Below are 14,983 nucleotides of genomic sequence, written 5' to 3'. Positions count from 1 at the left end.
GCCTCCCTGGGGGGGGGGCCCCCCCCGGCCCCCCCCCCCCCCCCCCGGGGGGGGGGGGGGGCCCCGCCCCCCCCCCCCCCCCCCCCTGCTCGTCGCCGTCGCTCAGTCGTTGAGGACCTGGGCCAGCCGGTCCCGGAAGCGTCGCTCCGAGGGGCTGACCTGGCTACCCCCGAGCCCGAGGATGCCGCCGCTGGTGGCCGCGCCGACCACCTGGTCGGTGATCTCCACCAGCCAGTGCTGGTACGCGCCGGCCTCGCCCTCGTCCACCTTCGCCGCCAGCAGCGCGGCGGCGGCCTTGGCCCGGCCCAGCACGTCCTCGGCGTACGCGCGCGGGTCCTCCGGCGCGATCACCGGCAACTCCTCGCCGGCCTCCGGGTCGCCCACCCGGGTCACGATCTCCCCGGCCACCGCAGCCACCAGCGGGCTGGCCGACTCCCGGCCGGTGGAGATCGTCTCCAGTCCGGCCGCACTCTCGGCCATCGTCGCCCGGGTGCCGTCGGACTCTGCGGCGCTCGCCGCGGTGAGCACCGCCTGCGGCAGGCCGACCAGCAGCCCCCACTCCTCGTCGGAGAAACCGAAAGCGGTGTACGTCGGCTCTTCGATCACGACCGTGCCTCTCCCGTTCGTCGTCCGGGTCCCCGGTGACGCGCCACCTGCCTGCTGCCCGCGCCGGGCCCGGTATGTCCCCGCCGCCATCGCGGCGGGCTCAGGTTAGTCCAGCGTCAGCAGTCCCTGTTCGGACACCACGCTGACCGACAACGTCTTGTACCCGACCTCCTCGAACAGCACCGTCATCCGGCCGTCCTCGTAGCTGAGCACCAGGCCGCCGCCCCACTCCGGGTGCCGCACCTGGCTGTGCACCGGGAACGGACCCACCGCGCCGTCGTCGGCGGTGCTGGTGCCGGCGTGACAGTTGTCGCAGTGTCCGCAGATCTGGGTCATCTGCTCGCCGAAGTAGGCCAGCAGGGTCTGCCCCCGGCAGGCGGTGGTCTCGGCGAAGGCCCGCATCATGTCGGTCCGCGAGCGGGTCAGGTTCTGTTGCCGTTCGGCCTCGGCCACCGCCGCCTCGGCGGCCTCCACCGGCGTCGGCGAGTAGCGCGGCGCGCCGATCCGCTGCCGGGCGCGCGGCTGCGCCGCACCGACCTGCTCCAGCAGGGCCAGGTACTGCCCGAGCTTGCGCGGCCCCAGCCCGGTCACCTCGCGCAGTTCCTTCTTGGTGGTCGGTCCCTGGCGCAGCAGGGCGGCCAGGTCGCGCAGCTCGGTGGCGTCGGGCAGGCCACCGCTGAAGAAGCGTTGCAGCCCCACGTCCTCGGCCTGCCAGAGCAGCAGCACGCGGGCGGGCTGGCCGTCCCGACCGGCCCGGCCGATCTCCTGGAAGTAGCTGTCCGGCGAGTCGGGCAGCGCCATGTGCACCACCCAGGCGATGTTCGGCTTGTCGATGCCCATGCCGAACGCCGACGTGGCCACCATGATCGGCACCTGGTCGGCCAGGAACGCCTCGTGCAGCCGGGCGCGGGCGGTGGCCGCCATCCCGCCGTGGTAGTACTGCGACGGGTATCCGGCGTCGGTGAGCCGGTCGGCGAGTTCCTCGGCCGCCCGCCGGGTGGGTACGTAGATGATGCCCGGTCGCTCGTCGTCCCGCAGCAGCGCGATCAGCCGTCGCCACCGGTAGTCCTCGGTGGGGCAGTGCGCCACCTCGAAGAAGAGGTTCGGTCGGTCCAGACCGGACACCACGATCTCGGGTTCGCGCAGCCGCAGCCGGGCCACGATGTCGTCGCGTACCGGTGGGGAGGCGGTGGCGGTCAGCGCCACCACCGGTGGCCGTCCGATGCCCTCGATGAGCTGACCGAGCGCCAGGTAGTCCGGGCGGAAGTCGTGGCCCCAGGCCGAGATGCAGTGCGCCTCGTCGATCGCGACCAGCGCCGGTCTCAACGCGCGCACCTCGGCCAGCCGGTCCGGGTTGGCCAGTTGCTCCGGGGTGATGAAGAGGAACTCGGCCCGACCGTCGCGGATCTCGGCGATCGCCTCGGCCTGCTGGGCCGGTGACTCGTCCGAGCTGATCCGGACCGCCCGCAGCTCGGCCCGCTGCCGCTCGTTGAGCGCGGCGATCTGGTCCTGTTGCAGAGCCAGCAGCGGAGAGATCACCACGGTCGGGCCGGGGATCAGGCTCGCCGGTATCTGGTAGATCGCCGACTTGCCGGCGCCGGTGGGCAGCACCACCAACGCGTCGCGCCGCCGCATCACCGCGCGCATCGCGGCCAGTTGGTTGGGGCGCAGGGAGGACCAGCCGAACAGGCTGCGCGCCGCGCGGCGCAACGACATCGAGTGCGTGGTGAGCTTCATCGAGGGCCGCAGGTACCCGGCCGGACCAGCGCCGAAACACCGGTCCGGCCACGCGGGACCGTCGGTTCCAGGGCCAGGCGGTACCCCGGCGGGGGCGGGTCACACCCGGTCGCGCCCTCAGCGCCGGAACATCGCCCGGATGGCCACGAGCAGCAGCAGGCCGCCCGCCACCAGGCCGAGCAGGCGTACGCCGGGGATGTCGGCCGGGCTCGTCGCGTCGGCGAGCAACAGCAGCGGGTCCATCTCCGCACTCTGCTGGCAGAGCGCTCCCAAGGCAACTGTAAGGTTTATTGACTATTCGGTGGCGCGGTGTGACCATTGCTGCACCGCCGCGTGGCGGGGCAGTCCGCGGCGGAGGATGACGGGGGTACGCGCCGGCATGAGCGAGCGTCAGCGAGCGAATCTTCAACGCAGTGCGGTGGTGCCTCATGGCGGTGCGCAGCGAAGCGGAGTACCGGCATGAGCGAGCGTCAGCGAGCGAACGGGAACCTGGCGGCGTTGGCGGCCGCGGTCCTGCAACCCGGGTTCGTCGGCACCGTCCCGCCCGCGTGGGTCTGCCGCTGGCTCGGCGACGGCCTCGGCGCGGTGGTGTTGTTCAGCCGCAACGTCGTCGACCCGGAGCAGGTGGCGGCGCTGACCGCCGGGCTGCGGGCGGAGCGGCCGGACGTGATCGTGGCGATCGACGAGGAGGCGGGCGACGTCACCCGCATCGAGTCGGGTCGGGGCAGCACCCGGCCGGGCAACTTCGCCCTCGGCGTGGTGGACGACCCGGCCCTCACCGAGGAGGTCGCCCGAGACCTGGGCGTCGAACTCGCCGCGCTGGGCGTCACCCTGGACTACGCGCCCGACGTCGACGTGAACTCCAATCCGGACAATCCGGTGATCGGCGTCCGCTCGTTCGGTGCCGACCCGGCGGTGGTGGCCCGGCACACCACCGCCTGGGTGCACGGCCTCCAGTCCGGCGGGGTGGCGGCCTGCGCCAAGCACTTCCCGGGGCACGGCGACACCCGGGTGGACTCCCATCACGACCTGCCCCGGATCAGCGGGGACCGGGACCGGCTGGACGCCGTCGAGCTGGCCCCGTTCCGGGCCGCCGTGCAGGCGGGCGTGCAGGCGGTGATGACCGGGCATCTGTTGGTGCCGGCGCTGGATCCGGAGCTGCCGGCGACGCTGAGCACCCGGATCCTGGGCGGTGTGCTCCGCGAGGAGATGGGCTTCAACGGCGTGGTGGTGACCGACGCGGTGGAGATGCAGGCGGTCGCCGGCCGGTACGGCCTCGCCGGTGCGGCGGTGCGGGCGTTGGCCGCTGGGGTGGACGCGATCTGTGTCGGTGGCGAGCACGCCGACGAGGAGACCGCCCGGCACCTGCGCGACGCCATCGTGGACGCGGTCGTGGCCGGGGATCTGCCGGAGGAGCGGCTGGCCGAGGCGGCGAAGCGGGTCGGTCAGCTCGCGGCCTGGACGGTGGCCGCCCGGACGGCCGGTGGGCGTACCCCGGTGACGGCCGGTGGTTCGGCGGTCGGACTGGTCGCCGCGCGCCGGGCGATCCGGGTCACCCGGGCCGACGGGGGTGCCGACCTGCCGTTGGCCGCTCCGGCGCACGTGGTGGAGTTCCAGCCGCCGCACAACATCGCGATCGGGGCGGAGACCCCGTGGGGAGTGGCCGCGCCGTTGACCGCGCTGGTGCCGGGCACCACCAGCGCCCGTTTCGCGCGGGGCGAGGTGCCGACCGACCCGGCCGCGGACGCGGTCGGCCGACCGCTCGTCCTGGTGGTCCGCGACCTGCACCGGCACGACTGGATGCGCACCGCCGTCGACCGGGTGCTGGCGGACCGGCCCGACGCCGTGGTGGTGGAGTTGGGTGTGCCCGCACTGGTCACCGGCGCGGTGCACGTCGCCTCGCACGGGGCGACCCGGGCCGCCGGTCGGGCCGTGGCCGAACTGCTCGGCGGTACCGCCGTCACGTCAGGCTGGTGACCAGGTCCGCGTACTCGGGGTGGCGCTCGATGTAGGCGTGCATGAACGGGCACTGCGGGACCACCCGCTGTCCCTGGGCCCGGACCTGGTCCAGGGTGCCGCGCATCAGTGCCGAGCCGACGCCCCGGTTCTGGAAGGCCGGGTCCACCTCGGTGTGGGTGAAGACCAGCGCCTCGCCCCGGGGCAGGTACGCGGTGAACCCGGCCAATGCGTCGTCGACCAGGATCTCGTAGCGGTGTTTGGCGGCGTTCTCCTCGACCAGCATGCTCACCGGACCATTGTCCACCGCCGGTTCGGCACCCCGGGGCCGTTCGCCTCCGTCTCGTACGCTGAGGCGGTGACGAACCGATCGCCCGCCGGCCGCAGCCGGCGCACCCTCGCCTGGAGGGTTCCCACCCGCAAGTCGGCCGGTCTGTTGGCCGGGCTCGTGCTCGGTGCCGCCCTGCTGATGGGGTGCAGCTCCGAGGGAGCCCGCACGGACTGCGGACTGGACGCCTGCACGGTGACCTTCGACCGGGGGGTGGAGGCGCGCGCCAACATCCTCGGTGTCGAGGCGCGGCTCGTCGAGGCCCAGGACGACGTGGTGACCATCGAGGTCGCCGGTGAGCAACTGTCGCTGACCGTCGGGCAGCAGGCCACCGACGTCGGCGGCCTGGCGGTGACCCTGGACAGCGTCACCGATTCCGAGGTCAAGGTGCGCATTTCGCGCAATTCCGGCTGACGCCGACAACCGTCCGATCCACCCGTCCCGCCGTCGCTTTCCGGCGACGGCGGGACACGTTTGGAAATCTTCGCGCCCGGAGATTGATGGCGCATGTCTCTCACCCGGAACGCCGAAGCCACCGCCGCCCGAACGGCAGACAGCCGGTGGCTGGAACTCCTCGCCCGGGCCGGTTTCATCGGCTACGGGATCGTGCACCTGTTGTTCGGTTGGTTGGCGTTGCAGATCGCATTCGGCAACTCCTCCGACGACGGTGACCAGTCCGGTGCGCTGCGGACACTCGCCGCGCAGCCGATGGGCACGTTCGTGGTCATCGCCATCGCCGTCGGCATGGTCGCCATGGCGATCTGGCAGGCCCTCGAAGCCGCCGTCGGGCACCAGACCGAGAGCGGCAACGACCGGATCAAGGAGCGGGTCTTCTCCGGTGCCCGCGCGGTCATCTACCTCTGGCTGGCATGGACGGCCTGGAAGGTCTTCTCCAACGCGAACTCCGACAGCGCCTCCCAACAGGAGGAGTTGACCGCCCGTCTGATGGAGTCGACCGGCGGTCGGTGGCTGGTCGGTCTCGCCGGCCTGGCCCTCGTCGGCGTCGGCGTCGGCATGTTCATCTACGGCGTCAAGAAGAAGTTCATGAAGCGGCTGAAGACCGGCGAGATGAACGCCCGGACCACCCAGCTCGCCCGGCGGCTCGGCATGGCCGGCTACACCGCCCGGGGCAGCGCGTTCGCGGTGACCGGCTTCCTGGTCGTGCTGGCCGCGGTGAACTACGACCCGGAGAAGGCCCGGGGCCTGGACGCCGCCCTGCGGACGCTGCGGGACCAGGCGTTCGGCACCATCCTGCTGTCGCTGGTCGGACTGGGCATCGCCGCCTTCGGCCTCTACTGCTTCCTCCAGGCCCGCTACCGCAAGGTCTGATTCCACCCCCTTCAGTCACCGGCCACCGCAGCGGCGTTGCGGTGGCCGGTGACGGCGTTCTGGGGCAAACTTGCCCCTTTGCGTCGATCTTGTCGTCGGTCGGAAGGAGAATCACACGTGCACAGCTACCTCGTGACGGTCGTCGCCGCGCTCGCCGCGGCGGCGATCGCCGTTGCCGTGGTCGAGGTGGTACATCGCTCGATCCGGCGGTGGGGCCACCGCTCACGACTGCTGATGGAGTTGACCGAGCACGCCCACCGCTCGTTCCAGATCGCGGCCACCGTGCTCGCCGTGCAGTTCGCCGTCCGGTTCAGCACCGGCTACGCGGTCGGCACCGGGTGGCGGCAGGCGCTGCTGCACACGCTGGTGCTCGCGGTCATCGCGGCCACCGCCTGGTTGGTCACCTCGTTGCTGGTGGTGGTGGAGGACACCGCGCTGGCCCGGTTCCGGGTGGACGTGCCGGACAACCGGCACGCCCGTCGGGTCCGCACCCAGGTCGTCATGCTGCGTCGGGTGACCATCGTGGTGATCGTGGTGCTCACCGTCGGCGTGATGCTGATGACGTTCCCGGCGGTACGCGGCATCGGTGCCGGTGTGCTGACCAGCGCCGGTGTGGTCGGTATCGTCGCCGCGCTGGCCGCGCAGAGCCTGCTCGGCAACGTCTTCGCCGGGCTGCAACTCGCCTTCAGCGACGCGGTCCGTCTGGACGACGTGGTCGTGGTCGAGGGGGAGTGGGGCCGGATCGAGGAGTTGACCCTCAGCTACGTGGTGGTGCAGATCTGGGACGACCGTCGGCTGATCCTGCCCACCTCCTACTTCACCAGCACCCCGTTCCAGAACTGGACGCGTACCGAGGCGGCGGTGCTCGGCACGGCGGAGTTCGACGTCGACTGGTCGCTGCCGGTGCAGGCGATGCGGGAGGAGTTGCGTCGCCTGGTCGAGGGCACCGAGCTGTGGGACGGCCGGGTCTGCGTACTCCAGGTGACGGACGCGACCGGCGGCATGGTCAAGCTGCGCGCCCTGGTCAGCGCCGCCAGCGCCGGCGCGTTGTGGGACCTGCGCTGCCTGGTCCGCGAGCACATGGTGGCCTGGGTACGCGACCAGCGGCCCACCGCGCTGCCACGGCTGCGTACCGAGGTCGGTGACGGTGCCGGCTCCCTGCCCTGGCAGTGGGTGACCCCCAAGCGCCGGACCCGACGCCTGGAGGACGGGGAGGTCCCCGACGACGCCCGCCTCTTCGGCGGCAGCGACGACGGCGACGCCCGCAGCGAAGCCTTCGTCGGCCCCGACGAGCCGGTGGAGGCGCGCCGCTGAGCCGGACGACGTGCGGTCGGGGGGCGCAGGATGGTGACGCACACGCCGCCCCCGGCCCCCGAACGGGACGGGTCGCCCGAACGGGACGGGTCGGAAGGGTTTGACGGCAGGTTTACCGGGGACCTCGTGCGGGACGCCCTGCTCCTTCTTCGCACACAGGATTGGCGGGCGGCTACTTCGGGCATACAGCGCGGTGACGACGAGAGGGGGACAGCATGGCTGACGTGGCGAACGTCCGCACATCCCACAACGGAAGCGAGCCCTCCACCGCCGAGCTGGTCCAGCGGGCGACGGAGCAGGTGTCCCGCCTGGTCCGGGACGAGCTCGCGCTGGCCCGTGCGGAGCTGACAGAGAAGGGCAAGCACGCGGGTATCGGCGTCGGCCTGTTGGCCGGTGGCGGTGCCCTGGCCTTCCTGGGCCTCGGCGCGCTCATCACCGCGGCGATCCTGCTGCTGGCACTGGTGTTGCCGGCGTGGGCGGCCGCGCTCATCGTGGCGGCGGTCGTCTTCCTGATCGCCGGCGTTCTCGCGCTGCTCGGCAAGAAGCAGGTCAGCCAGGCGGTGCCGCCGGTGCCGCAGGCGACCGTGCAGAGCGTGCGGGCCGACGTCGACGTGGTCAGCGCGGCGGTGAAGGACAGGGGACGGGCATGACACACAACGGGACGCGCAACGGCCACAGCGACGGCACCGGCGACACCGAGGCGCTGCGGGCGGAGATCCGGCGGACCCGGGTCGAGCTGGGCGAGACGGTGGAGGCGCTGGCCGCCAAGGCCGACGTCAAGAAGCGGTTGAAGTCCTCGGCGGACCAGGCGCGCGAGCGGGTCCGGGAGCAGGCGGCGCTGACCGTCGCCCGGGTCCGTGGCCAGGCGGCCCTGACCCATCCGCCGGTGCGGGGACGGCACGGCCCGGCACCGTTCGTCGCCCTCGCGGCGGGCGCGATCGTCACCGCCGTGGTGCTGATGATCATTCGAGGGAGGCGTGGGTGAGCAAGGGGTTGAGCAAGGTCGCCTACCGGCCGGTGGGCATCCTGGCCGGCATCGCCGCCGGTGCGGTCGCGGGTGCCATCTTCCGCCAGGTCTGGAAGTTGACCGCCGGGGACGGCGAGGCTCCCGACCCCGTCGACGAGGATCGTCGCTGGGGCGAGATCCTCGCGGCGGCGGCGTTGCAGGGCGCCATCTTCTCCGTCGTCCGGGCCGCCGTGGACCGTGGCGGCGCGGTGGGCGTACGCCGGTTGACCGGCCGTTGGCCCGACTAGGAGCTTCCGTTCGACCTGTCCGGCCCCCTTGTCCGTACCGGTCAAGGGGGCCTTTCTCCTTACCTCACGGGCGCCGCACAGCGGATCTTTCGCATCCGTCAGGTCACATGTCGGAGAATTTCGTCGGGTAGGCTGTGCAGAGTTTTTGCGTACGTGGTTTGCTGTTCCCCGCTGTTGAGAGACGGCGTGGGTTGAGAGAAGTCTCCTGCCTTGGGGGCCGCCTCAGGCGCCGCTGCTCGAAAACGGCCAACCGGCCGCACGGCGTGCTCGGCCGCCAGTTTTAGAAGGAGATACACATGGCGCAGGGAACCGTGAAGTGGTTCAACGCTGACAAGGGCTTCGGCTTCATCACCGTCGACGGCGGGGGTGCTGACGTGTTCGTCCACTTCTCGGCCATCCAGTCCAGCGGCTACCGCACGCTGGAGGAGAACCAGCGGGTGGAGTTCGAGATCGCCCAGGGCCAGAAGGGTCCGCAGGCCGAGCAGGTCCGCCCCCTCTGAGGCACCGGTCGGCGACCGCCGACCGCCAGACGGCGAGGCAGTCCCCACACAGGTGCAAAAGCCCCGCGTTCCGTACGGACGCGGGGCTTTCCGCATCCCCCGGTCAGCGCCGAGTCCGGGCCCGCATGCCGAGCCAGAGCAGTACCGCGCCGACGAGGGCCAGCAGCGGACCGAGTACCGCCCAGATCCGTTGACCGGTGATCAGGGCGTCCTCCACGTACCCGAGGCCCTGCACCGTCCAGATCGCCCCGACGACCACGGCCAGCAGGCCGATGGTGAGTCGGAACCAGCCGCTCATCCGGTCCTGCGGGGCCGGGCTCTGCGCCGGGATGCCGGTGCCCTCGGTCGGCTCCCCGATCGCCATCGCCGGCACCCCCGGTTCCTCGGTCACCATCGCTGGTGCACCTGCGGACGGATCAGCTCGTCGTAGACGGCGGCGACGGCGTCCTGCTCGTCCGTCGACAATGGGCGTTGCCCGGCCACGGCGGCGTTGCCCCGGGCCTGTGCCGCGTCGCGGGCGCCGGGGATGACCACGGTGACTCCGGGCTGGTCGAGCACCCACCGCAGGGCGAACTGGGCCATCGTCCGGTCGTCGCCGACCAGTGGGGCGAGTCGGCGCACCGCCGCCAGCCCCAGCGTGTAGTCGACGCCGGAGAACGTCTCGCCGACGTCGAACGCCTCCCCGTGCCGGTTGAAGGACCGGTGGTCGTCGGCGGCGAAGGTGGTCCGCTCGTCGTACCGGCCGGAGAGCAGCCCGCTGGCCAGCGGTACGCGGGCGATGATGCCCACCCCGGCGGCCGAGGCGGCCGGCAGCACCTGCTCCAGCGGCTTGTGCCGCAACGCGTTCAGGATGATCTGGACGCTGGCCACCCCGGGGCGGCCGATCGCGGTCAGCGCCTCGTCGCAGGTCTCCACGCTGACGCCGTACGCGGCGATGCGCCTCTCGGCGACGAGGGTGTCCAGGGCGTCGAAGACCGCGTCGGTGGCGAACACGGACGTCGGCGGGCAGTGCAACTGCACCAGGTCCAGCGTGTCCACGCCGAGGTTGGCGCGCGAACGATCAGTCCATTGGCGGAAATTGTCCAGAATGTACGCGTCGGAGGTCTGTGCCACCCGACGCCCCATCTTGGTGGCCACCGTCAGCCCGGCGTCCGGGTGAGCCGCCAGGTACCGCCCGATGAGCTGCTCGCTGCGGCCGTCGCCGTAGACGTCTGCGGTGTCCAGGAAGGTGATGCCGGCGTCGACCGCGGCGTCCAGCACCGCCATCGCGTCGTCCTCGGTGACCGTGCCCCAGTCGGCGCCGAGCTGCCAGGCGCCGAGCCCGACCACGCCGACCTGTCGGCCGATCCGGGGGAAGGTGCGTTGCTCCATGCGACCGAGCCTAGTGACCCCCGGCGTCCGTGCCGAGGCCGGGCCGCGCGAGGTGTACCCGGCCGGACGTGCCTCGCCCCGCCCGGACCGGCGGCCTGTAAGACTGCGCAACGACCGTTCGTCGCCGGTGTACCGGTGCCATCGCCCAGGAGAACCCGTGACCGATCTGCGTACCTTCATCGCCGGCCTGCCCAAGGTCGAATTGCACGTGCACCACGTCGGTTCCGCCTCGCCCCGGATCGTCGCCGAACTGGCCGCCCGCCACGAGGGGCGTACGCCGGTCCCCGCCGACCCGCAACTGCTCGCCGACTACTTCGTCTTCCGCGACTTCGCGCACTTCATCGAGCTGTACCTGAGCGTCGTCGACCTGGTCCGCGACCAGGAGGACGTCTGGATCCTCACCCACGAGGTGGCCCGGGAACTGGCCCGCCAGCAGGTGCGCTACGCCGAGTTGACGGTGACGCCGTACTCGCACGTGAGCCGGGGCATCCCGGCACCGGCGTTCTGCGAGGCGATCGAGGACGCCCGCAAGCGGGCCGCCGCCGACTTCGGCATCGAGCTGCGGTGGTGCTTCGACATCCCCGGCGAGGCGGGCCTGCCGGCCGCCGAGGAGACGCTGCGGATCTCCCTCGACGAGCGCCCGGACGGGCTGGTCAGCTTCGGCCTGGGCGGCCCCGAGATCGGAGTGCCCCGGCCGCAGTTCAAGCCCTACTTCGACCAGGCCCGGGCGGCGGGTCTGCACTCGGTGCCGCACGCGGGGGAGACCACCGGCCCGCAGACCGTCTGGGACGCCCTGCGCGAGCTGGGCGCCGAGCGGATCGGCCACGGCATCTCCGCCGCCGGAGACCCGGAGCTGCTCGCCCACCTCGCCGAGCGGCAGATCGCGATGGAGGTCTGCCCGACCTCCAACGTGCGGACCCGGGCGGTGGCGACCATCGAGGAGCACCCGCTGCCCGCGCTGGTCGAGGCCGGGCTGCTGGTGACGATCAACTCCGACGACCCGCCGATGTTCGGCACCACCCTCGACGACGAGTACGCGGTGGCCGCCCGGCTGCTCGACGCCGGACCGGAACAGGTGGCGGCGCTGGCCCGCAACGCGGTGACCGCCTCGTTCCTCGACCCGGCGGGCAAACAGCGGATCAGCACCGAGATCGACGCTTACCTGGCCGCCACGCGCGCCTGACTCGCGGCGTCTGCGGAGGTCCCCGGTCCCGGCCGAACCGGTCGGGACCGGCGGACGAGATGAAGTGCGCGCGACGGGAGGAGGTGTGGGGGGACCGTGTCTCCCGCCGCGCGCACGGCTCCACCGGCCGATGTGCGCTGGGAGCGGAGAGCCGGTGGAACTGCTGGGTTCGAAGCCGATCCTGACACCCGTACCGGGCCAATGGGACGTCGTTAATTCGGATCTAAGGAAGACTTGTGCCGCCGCACAACCGGGCGGCCCGTGAGCCGGTCAGCCGTCGGTGGGCCGTTGCCTCGGCCAGCGCCGTCCGCTGCCCTTCTGCTCCCGCGCCTCCCGGGTCATCCGACCCACCAGACCGAACCGGCTGACCTGTCGGGGCGTCGCCTCCGGATCGGCGAGCAGCATCACCACGCTGGCACCGCCCAACCGGGCCCGGTCGATGCTCACCGAACCGTTGGCCTGCAACGCCACCCGCTTGGCGATGTCCAGTCCGAGGCCGGTGGAACCCTGGTCGCTGGCGCCCCGACGCAGCGCGCGATCCGGGTTGGCGATGCCCGGCCCCGCGTCGTCGATCCGGACGGCCACGTACCCGTCGCGCCGGGAGACCGCCACCTCGAACGCGGTGCCCTGCGGGGTGTAGCGGAACACGTTGCCGATCACCGCGTCGAGCGCGGCGGCCAGCTCGGCCCGGGGCACCGGCACCGGGATGCGCAACTGGGCGCCGACCACCCGGTGCGGGCGGTTCTGGTCGCCCGCGAGGGCCGCCCAGAACACCATCCGGTCCCGGACCACCTCGCTCACGTCGCACATCGCCGGAGCCGCCTCGGTGGCCACCGCCTTGCGGGTGGTCTTGATCAGCACGTCGATCTCGCCCTCCAGGGTGACGATCGCCTGCCGGATCCGCCGGATGCCGCGTCGGTGGTCCAACTCCGCCTGGCTGAACGCGTCCACGCTGGTGTCGTCGGACTCCAGGGCCTCCGCGTCCAGCCGGAGCACCGTCAGCGGGGTCCGCAACCGGTGCGACAGGTCGGCCACCAGCTCCCGCTCCTCGGTGCGGGCGGCGACGAACCGCTCCGCCATCCGGTTGAACGCGTGCCCGGCCTCGGCCACCTCGCGCGGGCCGCTCGGCTCCACGCGGACGCCCAGGTCGCCGTCGCTGACCGCGAGCGCCGCCTTGACCAGGCCCCGGGTGGCGTCCACCGTGCGGGCCGCGAGCCGGTCGACGACCAGCACGGCCGCGCCGACCAGCGCGACGGCCACCCCGACCAGCAGCCACCAGCGCCCCGAGCCGTCGAGCGTCTCGTCCGGTACGAAGACCTCCACCACGGCCGTCCGGTCGCCCAGCACCACCGGGTCAAGCCGCAGCACCCCGCCGTCGACGTCGACCACCAGGGACCGGCCCTCGTCGCGGGCCCGGTCGAGTTGCCCGGCGTCGGCGCGTCCGGCCCCGGCGTCCACGTCGTCGAGACCGTGCACCACCGGACGGGTCGCCGGGTCGGCGCCGCTCGCCTCGATCGCGCGCTCCACCAGCACCGGCTGGGTACTCACCGCGAGCGCGCCGGTGACCAGCGCGCTACGCCGGGCCGCGTCGGCGATCGCCTCCTCGCGGGCCTGACCTCCCAGGGTCAGGCCGAGTGGGATCAGGAAGGCCAGTGCCAGCAGGATGCCGGTGCCGCCGGTCAGCAGCGCCAGCGAACGCCTCAGTCCGGCGCCACCAGCCGGAAGCCCACCCCCCGCACGGTGCGCAGGTAGCGGGGTTTCGCCGCGGACTCGCCCATTTTGCGGCGCAGCCAGTACAGGTGCACGTCGATTGTCTGGTCCTCGCCGACCGATGGCTGCCGCCATACCTCCTCCAAGAGCTCCCGCCGGGACACTACCCGGCCAGGTCGGGCGGCGAGATAGGCCAGCAGGTCGAATTCCTTGCGGGTCAGCGCCAGCGCCGCACCGTCCAGGAGGGCGCTGCGCTCACCGACGTCGACCCGCAGCCCGCCGACGCTGTGCACGGCCGGTGCCACGCCGCGACTGGCGCGGCCGACCCGGCGCAGCACGGTGGTGATCCGCGCGTCCAGGTGCGCGCCGGTGAACGGCTTGACCATGTAGTCGTCGGCACCCGCCCGCAACAGCTTCACCACGGACTGCTCGTCGTCGCGGGCGGTGGCGATGATGATCGGTACGTCGGTGATGCCGCGCAGCATCCGCAGGGCGTCCGACCCGTCCAGGTCCGGCAGGCCCAGGTCGAGCACCACCAGGTCGGGCGTCTCGGCGGCCACCCGACGCAGCGCGTCCAGCGCGGTGCCGACCGCGTGCACGGCGTGGCCCCGGTCGGTGAGGGAGCGAAGCATCGCGCCGCGTACGACGTGATCGTCTTCGACCAGCAGGACGGTGGCCACGTCAGAACGGTACTCGGAGCGGCGCGTCACGTCGTTGCGGCCCACCCGAGAACGCGCCAAGCTGGTACGACGATGACGTTCACCCTCTATCCCGACACCCGCCTGGCCCTGGCCGGAGACTCGCTCGCCGGCCTCTCGGTCGGTGACGCGCTCGGCTCGCAGTTCTTCGTCCCCGGCAACATCCCGGCCGACCTGGCAGCCGGTCGGCTCCCACCACCGCCCTGGCAGTGGACCGACGACACCGAGATGGCCTGCTCGGTCGTGGCGGCGCTGGCCGAGACCGGTCGCGTCGACCGGGACGCACTCGCCCTGGCCTTCGCCGAGCGCTGCGAACCGTACCGGGGCTACGGTCCGGGTGCCGTCCGCATCCTGCGCCTGATCCGGACCGGCACCCCGTGGCCGGTCGCCGCCGCCTCCGCCTTCGACGGGCAGGGATCCTGCGGCAACGGCGCGGCCATGCGGGTCGGCCCGCTGGGCGCGTACTTCGCCGACTCGACCAGCCGGGCCGCCGCCCAGGCCCGGGCTTCCGCCGAGGTGACCCACGCGCACCCGGAGGGGATCGCCGGAGCCGTCGCGGTGGCGGTGGCCGCCTCGCTTGCCACCCGCGCCCGGCTGGACGGTGAGCGCCCGGACCCGGCCCGCCTGCTCGCCGGGGTGGCCGCCGCGCTGGACCCGGCGACCGAGGTGCACCGCACCGTACGCCGGGTGGCGGGACTGCTCGACCGGTCACTGCCCGAGGTCGTCGCGGCGGTCGGCAACGGCGCGCGGGTCACCGCACAGGACACCGTCGCCTTCACGCTGTGGGTTGCCGCCGTGCACCTGACCGACTACCCGGCGGCGGTCCGGGCCTGCGTCGAGGCGGGCGGCGACGTGGACACCACCGCCGCCATCGCGGGCTCGGTGGTGGCCGCCCACACCGGAGTGGGCACCCCGGGCGGGGTGCCCACCGACTGGCTGGCCGCCCGGGAACCGCTGCCCGACTGGACCGACTGACCCGTGCCGCTCTGACCCGTGC

18 protein-coding genes are annotated in these 14,983 nt (G+C 72.7%); 10 read left to right on the top strand and 8 right to left on the bottom strand.

Translation table 11 applies throughout. The features are described 5' to 3' along the window. Positions 1-102: 102 nt before the first annotated feature. The 3 genes from ACIBMZ_RS04785 to ACIBMZ_RS04775 form a co-directional block, all read right to left on the bottom strand. A complete protein-coding gene (locus tag ACIBMZ_RS04785; protein WP_396691121.1) occupies positions 103-606 on the bottom strand; it encodes a hypothetical protein in 504 nt (167 codons plus the stop codon). Between the two features lie 105 nt (positions 607-711). Then, complete coding sequence (locus ACIBMZ_RS04780; RefSeq protein ID WP_396691120.1) at positions 712-2,343, bottom strand: RecQ family ATP-dependent DNA helicase; 1,632 nt, start codon at positions 2,341-2,343, stop codon at positions 712-714. Positions 2,344-2,460: 117 nt separating this feature from the next. Next, a complete protein-coding gene (locus tag ACIBMZ_RS04775; protein ID WP_396691118.1) occupies positions 2,461-2,586 on the bottom strand; it encodes a hypothetical protein in 126 nt (41 codons plus the stop codon). Positions 2,587-2,802: 216 nt separating this feature from the next. Here ACIBMZ_RS04775 and ACIBMZ_RS04770 point away from each other — a divergent pair, with 216 nt between their 5' ends. After that, the gene (locus ACIBMZ_RS04770) at positions 2,803-4,320 is read left to right on the top strand and encodes a glycoside hydrolase family 3 protein (protein WP_396691116.1); all 1,518 of its coding nucleotides are present in this window, start codon (positions 2,803-2,805) and stop codon (positions 4,318-4,320) included. On the opposite strand, the gene ACIBMZ_RS04765 is transcribed toward ACIBMZ_RS04770, so the two are convergent. Beyond that, entirely contained in the window at positions 4,304-4,585 is a 282-nt protein-coding gene (locus ACIBMZ_RS04765; protein ID WP_396691866.1) for a GNAT family N-acetyltransferase, read from the bottom strand. The two genes, ACIBMZ_RS04770 and ACIBMZ_RS04765, sit on opposite strands and share 17 nt — an antisense overlap. A 72-nt stretch (positions 4,586-4,657) precedes the next feature. Between ACIBMZ_RS04765 and ACIBMZ_RS04760 the strand changes: the two genes are divergently transcribed. From ACIBMZ_RS04760 to ACIBMZ_RS04730, 7 genes are all read left to right on the top strand, one after another. After that, complete coding sequence (locus tag ACIBMZ_RS04760; protein ID WP_396691115.1) at positions 4,658-5,041, top strand: hypothetical protein; 384 nt, start codon at positions 4,658-4,660, stop codon at positions 5,039-5,041. Between the two features lie 93 nt (positions 5,042-5,134). Beyond that, complete coding sequence (locus ACIBMZ_RS04755) at positions 5,135-5,956, top strand: DUF1206 domain-containing protein (protein WP_396691114.1); 822 nt, start codon at positions 5,135-5,137, stop codon at positions 5,954-5,956. 117 nt (positions 5,957-6,073) lie between these two features. Further along, complete coding sequence (locus ACIBMZ_RS04750; protein WP_396691113.1) at positions 6,074-7,270, top strand: mechanosensitive ion channel family protein; 1,197 nt, start codon at positions 6,074-6,076, stop codon at positions 7,268-7,270. Positions 7,271-7,485: 215 nt separating this feature from the next. Continuing rightward, positions 7,486-7,920 carry a phage holin family protein gene (locus ACIBMZ_RS04745; RefSeq protein WP_396691111.1) on the top strand — a complete coding sequence of 145 codons (435 nt, stop codon included), beginning with the start codon at positions 7,486-7,488 and terminating at the stop codon, positions 7,918-7,920. After that, on the top strand, positions 7,917-8,255 hold the full coding sequence (locus ACIBMZ_RS04740; RefSeq protein ID WP_396691109.1) for a DUF3618 domain-containing protein: 339 nt from the start codon (positions 7,917-7,919) through the stop codon (positions 8,253-8,255). Before ACIBMZ_RS04745 ends, ACIBMZ_RS04740 begins: the two co-directional genes overlap by 4 nt. After that, a complete protein-coding gene (locus tag ACIBMZ_RS04735) occupies positions 8,252-8,524 on the top strand; it encodes a DUF4235 domain-containing protein (RefSeq protein WP_396691107.1) in 273 nt (90 codons plus the stop codon). Before ACIBMZ_RS04740 ends, ACIBMZ_RS04735 begins: the two co-directional genes overlap by 4 nt. 296 nt (positions 8,525-8,820) lie before the next feature. Continuing rightward, on the top strand, positions 8,821-9,024 hold the full coding sequence (locus tag ACIBMZ_RS04730; RefSeq protein ID WP_013732668.1) for a cold-shock protein: 204 nt from the start codon (positions 8,821-8,823) through the stop codon (positions 9,022-9,024). 103 nt (positions 9,025-9,127) lie between these two features. Here ACIBMZ_RS04730 and ACIBMZ_RS04725 read toward each other — a convergent pair whose 3' ends face one another. Beyond that, positions 9,128-9,322 (bottom strand): hypothetical protein, encoded by a 195-nt coding sequence (locus ACIBMZ_RS04725; protein ID WP_396691865.1) that lies wholly within the window; start codon positions 9,320-9,322, stop codon positions 9,128-9,130. Positions 9,323-9,411: 89 nt separating this feature from the next. Continuing rightward, on the bottom strand, positions 9,412-10,395 hold the full coding sequence (locus ACIBMZ_RS04720; RefSeq protein WP_396691104.1) for an aldo/keto reductase: 984 nt from the start codon (positions 10,393-10,395) through the stop codon (positions 9,412-9,414). A gap of 157 nt (positions 10,396-10,552) precedes the next feature. On the opposite strand from ACIBMZ_RS04720, the gene ACIBMZ_RS04715 reads away from it, so the two are divergent. After that, entirely contained in the window at positions 10,553-11,578 is a 1,026-nt protein-coding gene (locus ACIBMZ_RS04715; protein ID WP_396691102.1) for an adenosine deaminase, read from the top strand. 270 nt (positions 11,579-11,848) lie between these two features. On the opposite strand, the gene ACIBMZ_RS04710 is transcribed toward ACIBMZ_RS04715, so the two are convergent. Together ACIBMZ_RS04710 and ACIBMZ_RS04705 are read right to left on the bottom strand one after the other, a co-directional pair. After that, the gene (locus ACIBMZ_RS04710; RefSeq protein WP_396691864.1) at positions 11,849-13,261 is read right to left on the bottom strand and encodes an ATP-binding protein; all 1,413 of its coding nucleotides are present in this window, start codon (positions 13,259-13,261) and stop codon (positions 11,849-11,851) included. A 17-nt stretch (positions 13,262-13,278) separates the two neighbouring features. After that, on the bottom strand, positions 13,279-13,968 hold the full coding sequence (locus ACIBMZ_RS04705) for a response regulator transcription factor (protein ID WP_396691100.1): 690 nt from the start codon (positions 13,966-13,968) through the stop codon (positions 13,279-13,281). A gap of 72 nt (positions 13,969-14,040) precedes the next feature. Here ACIBMZ_RS04705 and ACIBMZ_RS04700 point away from each other — a divergent pair, with 72 nt between their 5' ends. Then, complete coding sequence (locus tag ACIBMZ_RS04700) at positions 14,041-14,961, top strand: ADP-ribosylglycohydrolase family protein (RefSeq protein WP_396691098.1); 921 nt, start codon at positions 14,041-14,043, stop codon at positions 14,959-14,961. The last annotated feature ends 22 nt before the right edge of the window (positions 14,962-14,983 follow it).

Origin of the sequence: Micromonospora sp. NPDC049900 (assembly GCF_044461025.1) — a bacterium.
GTDB lineage: Bacteria > Actinomycetota > Actinomycetes > Mycobacteriales > Micromonosporaceae > Micromonospora.
Note: the sequence above shows the minus strand (reverse complement) of the source record. Positions and strands in the feature narration are given on the sequence as shown.

What these genes read in the sequence shown, in the direction of transcription:
- ACIBMZ_RS04700 (WP_396691098.1), top strand. Translation starts at nt 14,041, where the DNA reads ATGACGTTCACCCTCTATCCCGACACCCGCCTGGCCCTGGCCGGAGAC.
- ACIBMZ_RS04730 (WP_013732668.1), top strand. Translation starts at nt 8,821, where the DNA reads ATGGCGCAGGGAACCGTGAAGTGGTTCAACGCTGACAAGGGCTTCGGC.
- ACIBMZ_RS04755 (WP_396691114.1), top strand. Translation starts at nt 5,135, where the DNA reads ATGTCTCTCACCCGGAACGCCGAAGCCACCGCCGCCCGAACGGCAGAC.
- ACIBMZ_RS04765 (WP_396691866.1), bottom strand. Translation starts at nt 4,585, where the DNA reads ATGCTGGTCGAGGAGAACGCCGCCAAACACCGCTACGAGATCCTGGTC.
- ACIBMZ_RS04770 (WP_396691116.1), top strand. Translation starts at nt 2,803, where the DNA reads ATGAGCGAGCGTCAGCGAGCGAACGGGAACCTGGCGGCGTTGGCGGCC.
- ACIBMZ_RS04745 (WP_396691111.1), top strand. Translation starts at nt 7,486, where the DNA reads ATGGCTGACGTGGCGAACGTCCGCACATCCCACAACGGAAGCGAGCCC.
- ACIBMZ_RS04775 (WP_396691118.1), bottom strand. Translation starts at nt 2,586, where the DNA reads ATGGACCCGCTGCTGTTGCTCGCCGACGCGACGAGCCCGGCCGACATC.
- ACIBMZ_RS04725 (WP_396691865.1), bottom strand. Translation starts at nt 9,322, where the DNA reads ATGAGCGGCTGGTTCCGACTCACCATCGGCCTGCTGGCCGTGGTCGTC.
- ACIBMZ_RS04720 (WP_396691104.1), bottom strand. Translation starts at nt 10,395, where the DNA reads ATGGAGCAACGCACCTTCCCCCGGATCGGCCGACAGGTCGGCGTGGTC.
- ACIBMZ_RS04740 (WP_396691109.1), top strand. Translation starts at nt 7,917, where the DNA reads ATGACACACAACGGGACGCGCAACGGCCACAGCGACGGCACCGGCGAC.
- ACIBMZ_RS04780 (WP_396691120.1), bottom strand. Translation starts at nt 2,343, where the DNA reads ATGAAGCTCACCACGCACTCGATGTCGTTGCGCCGCGCGGCGCGCAGC.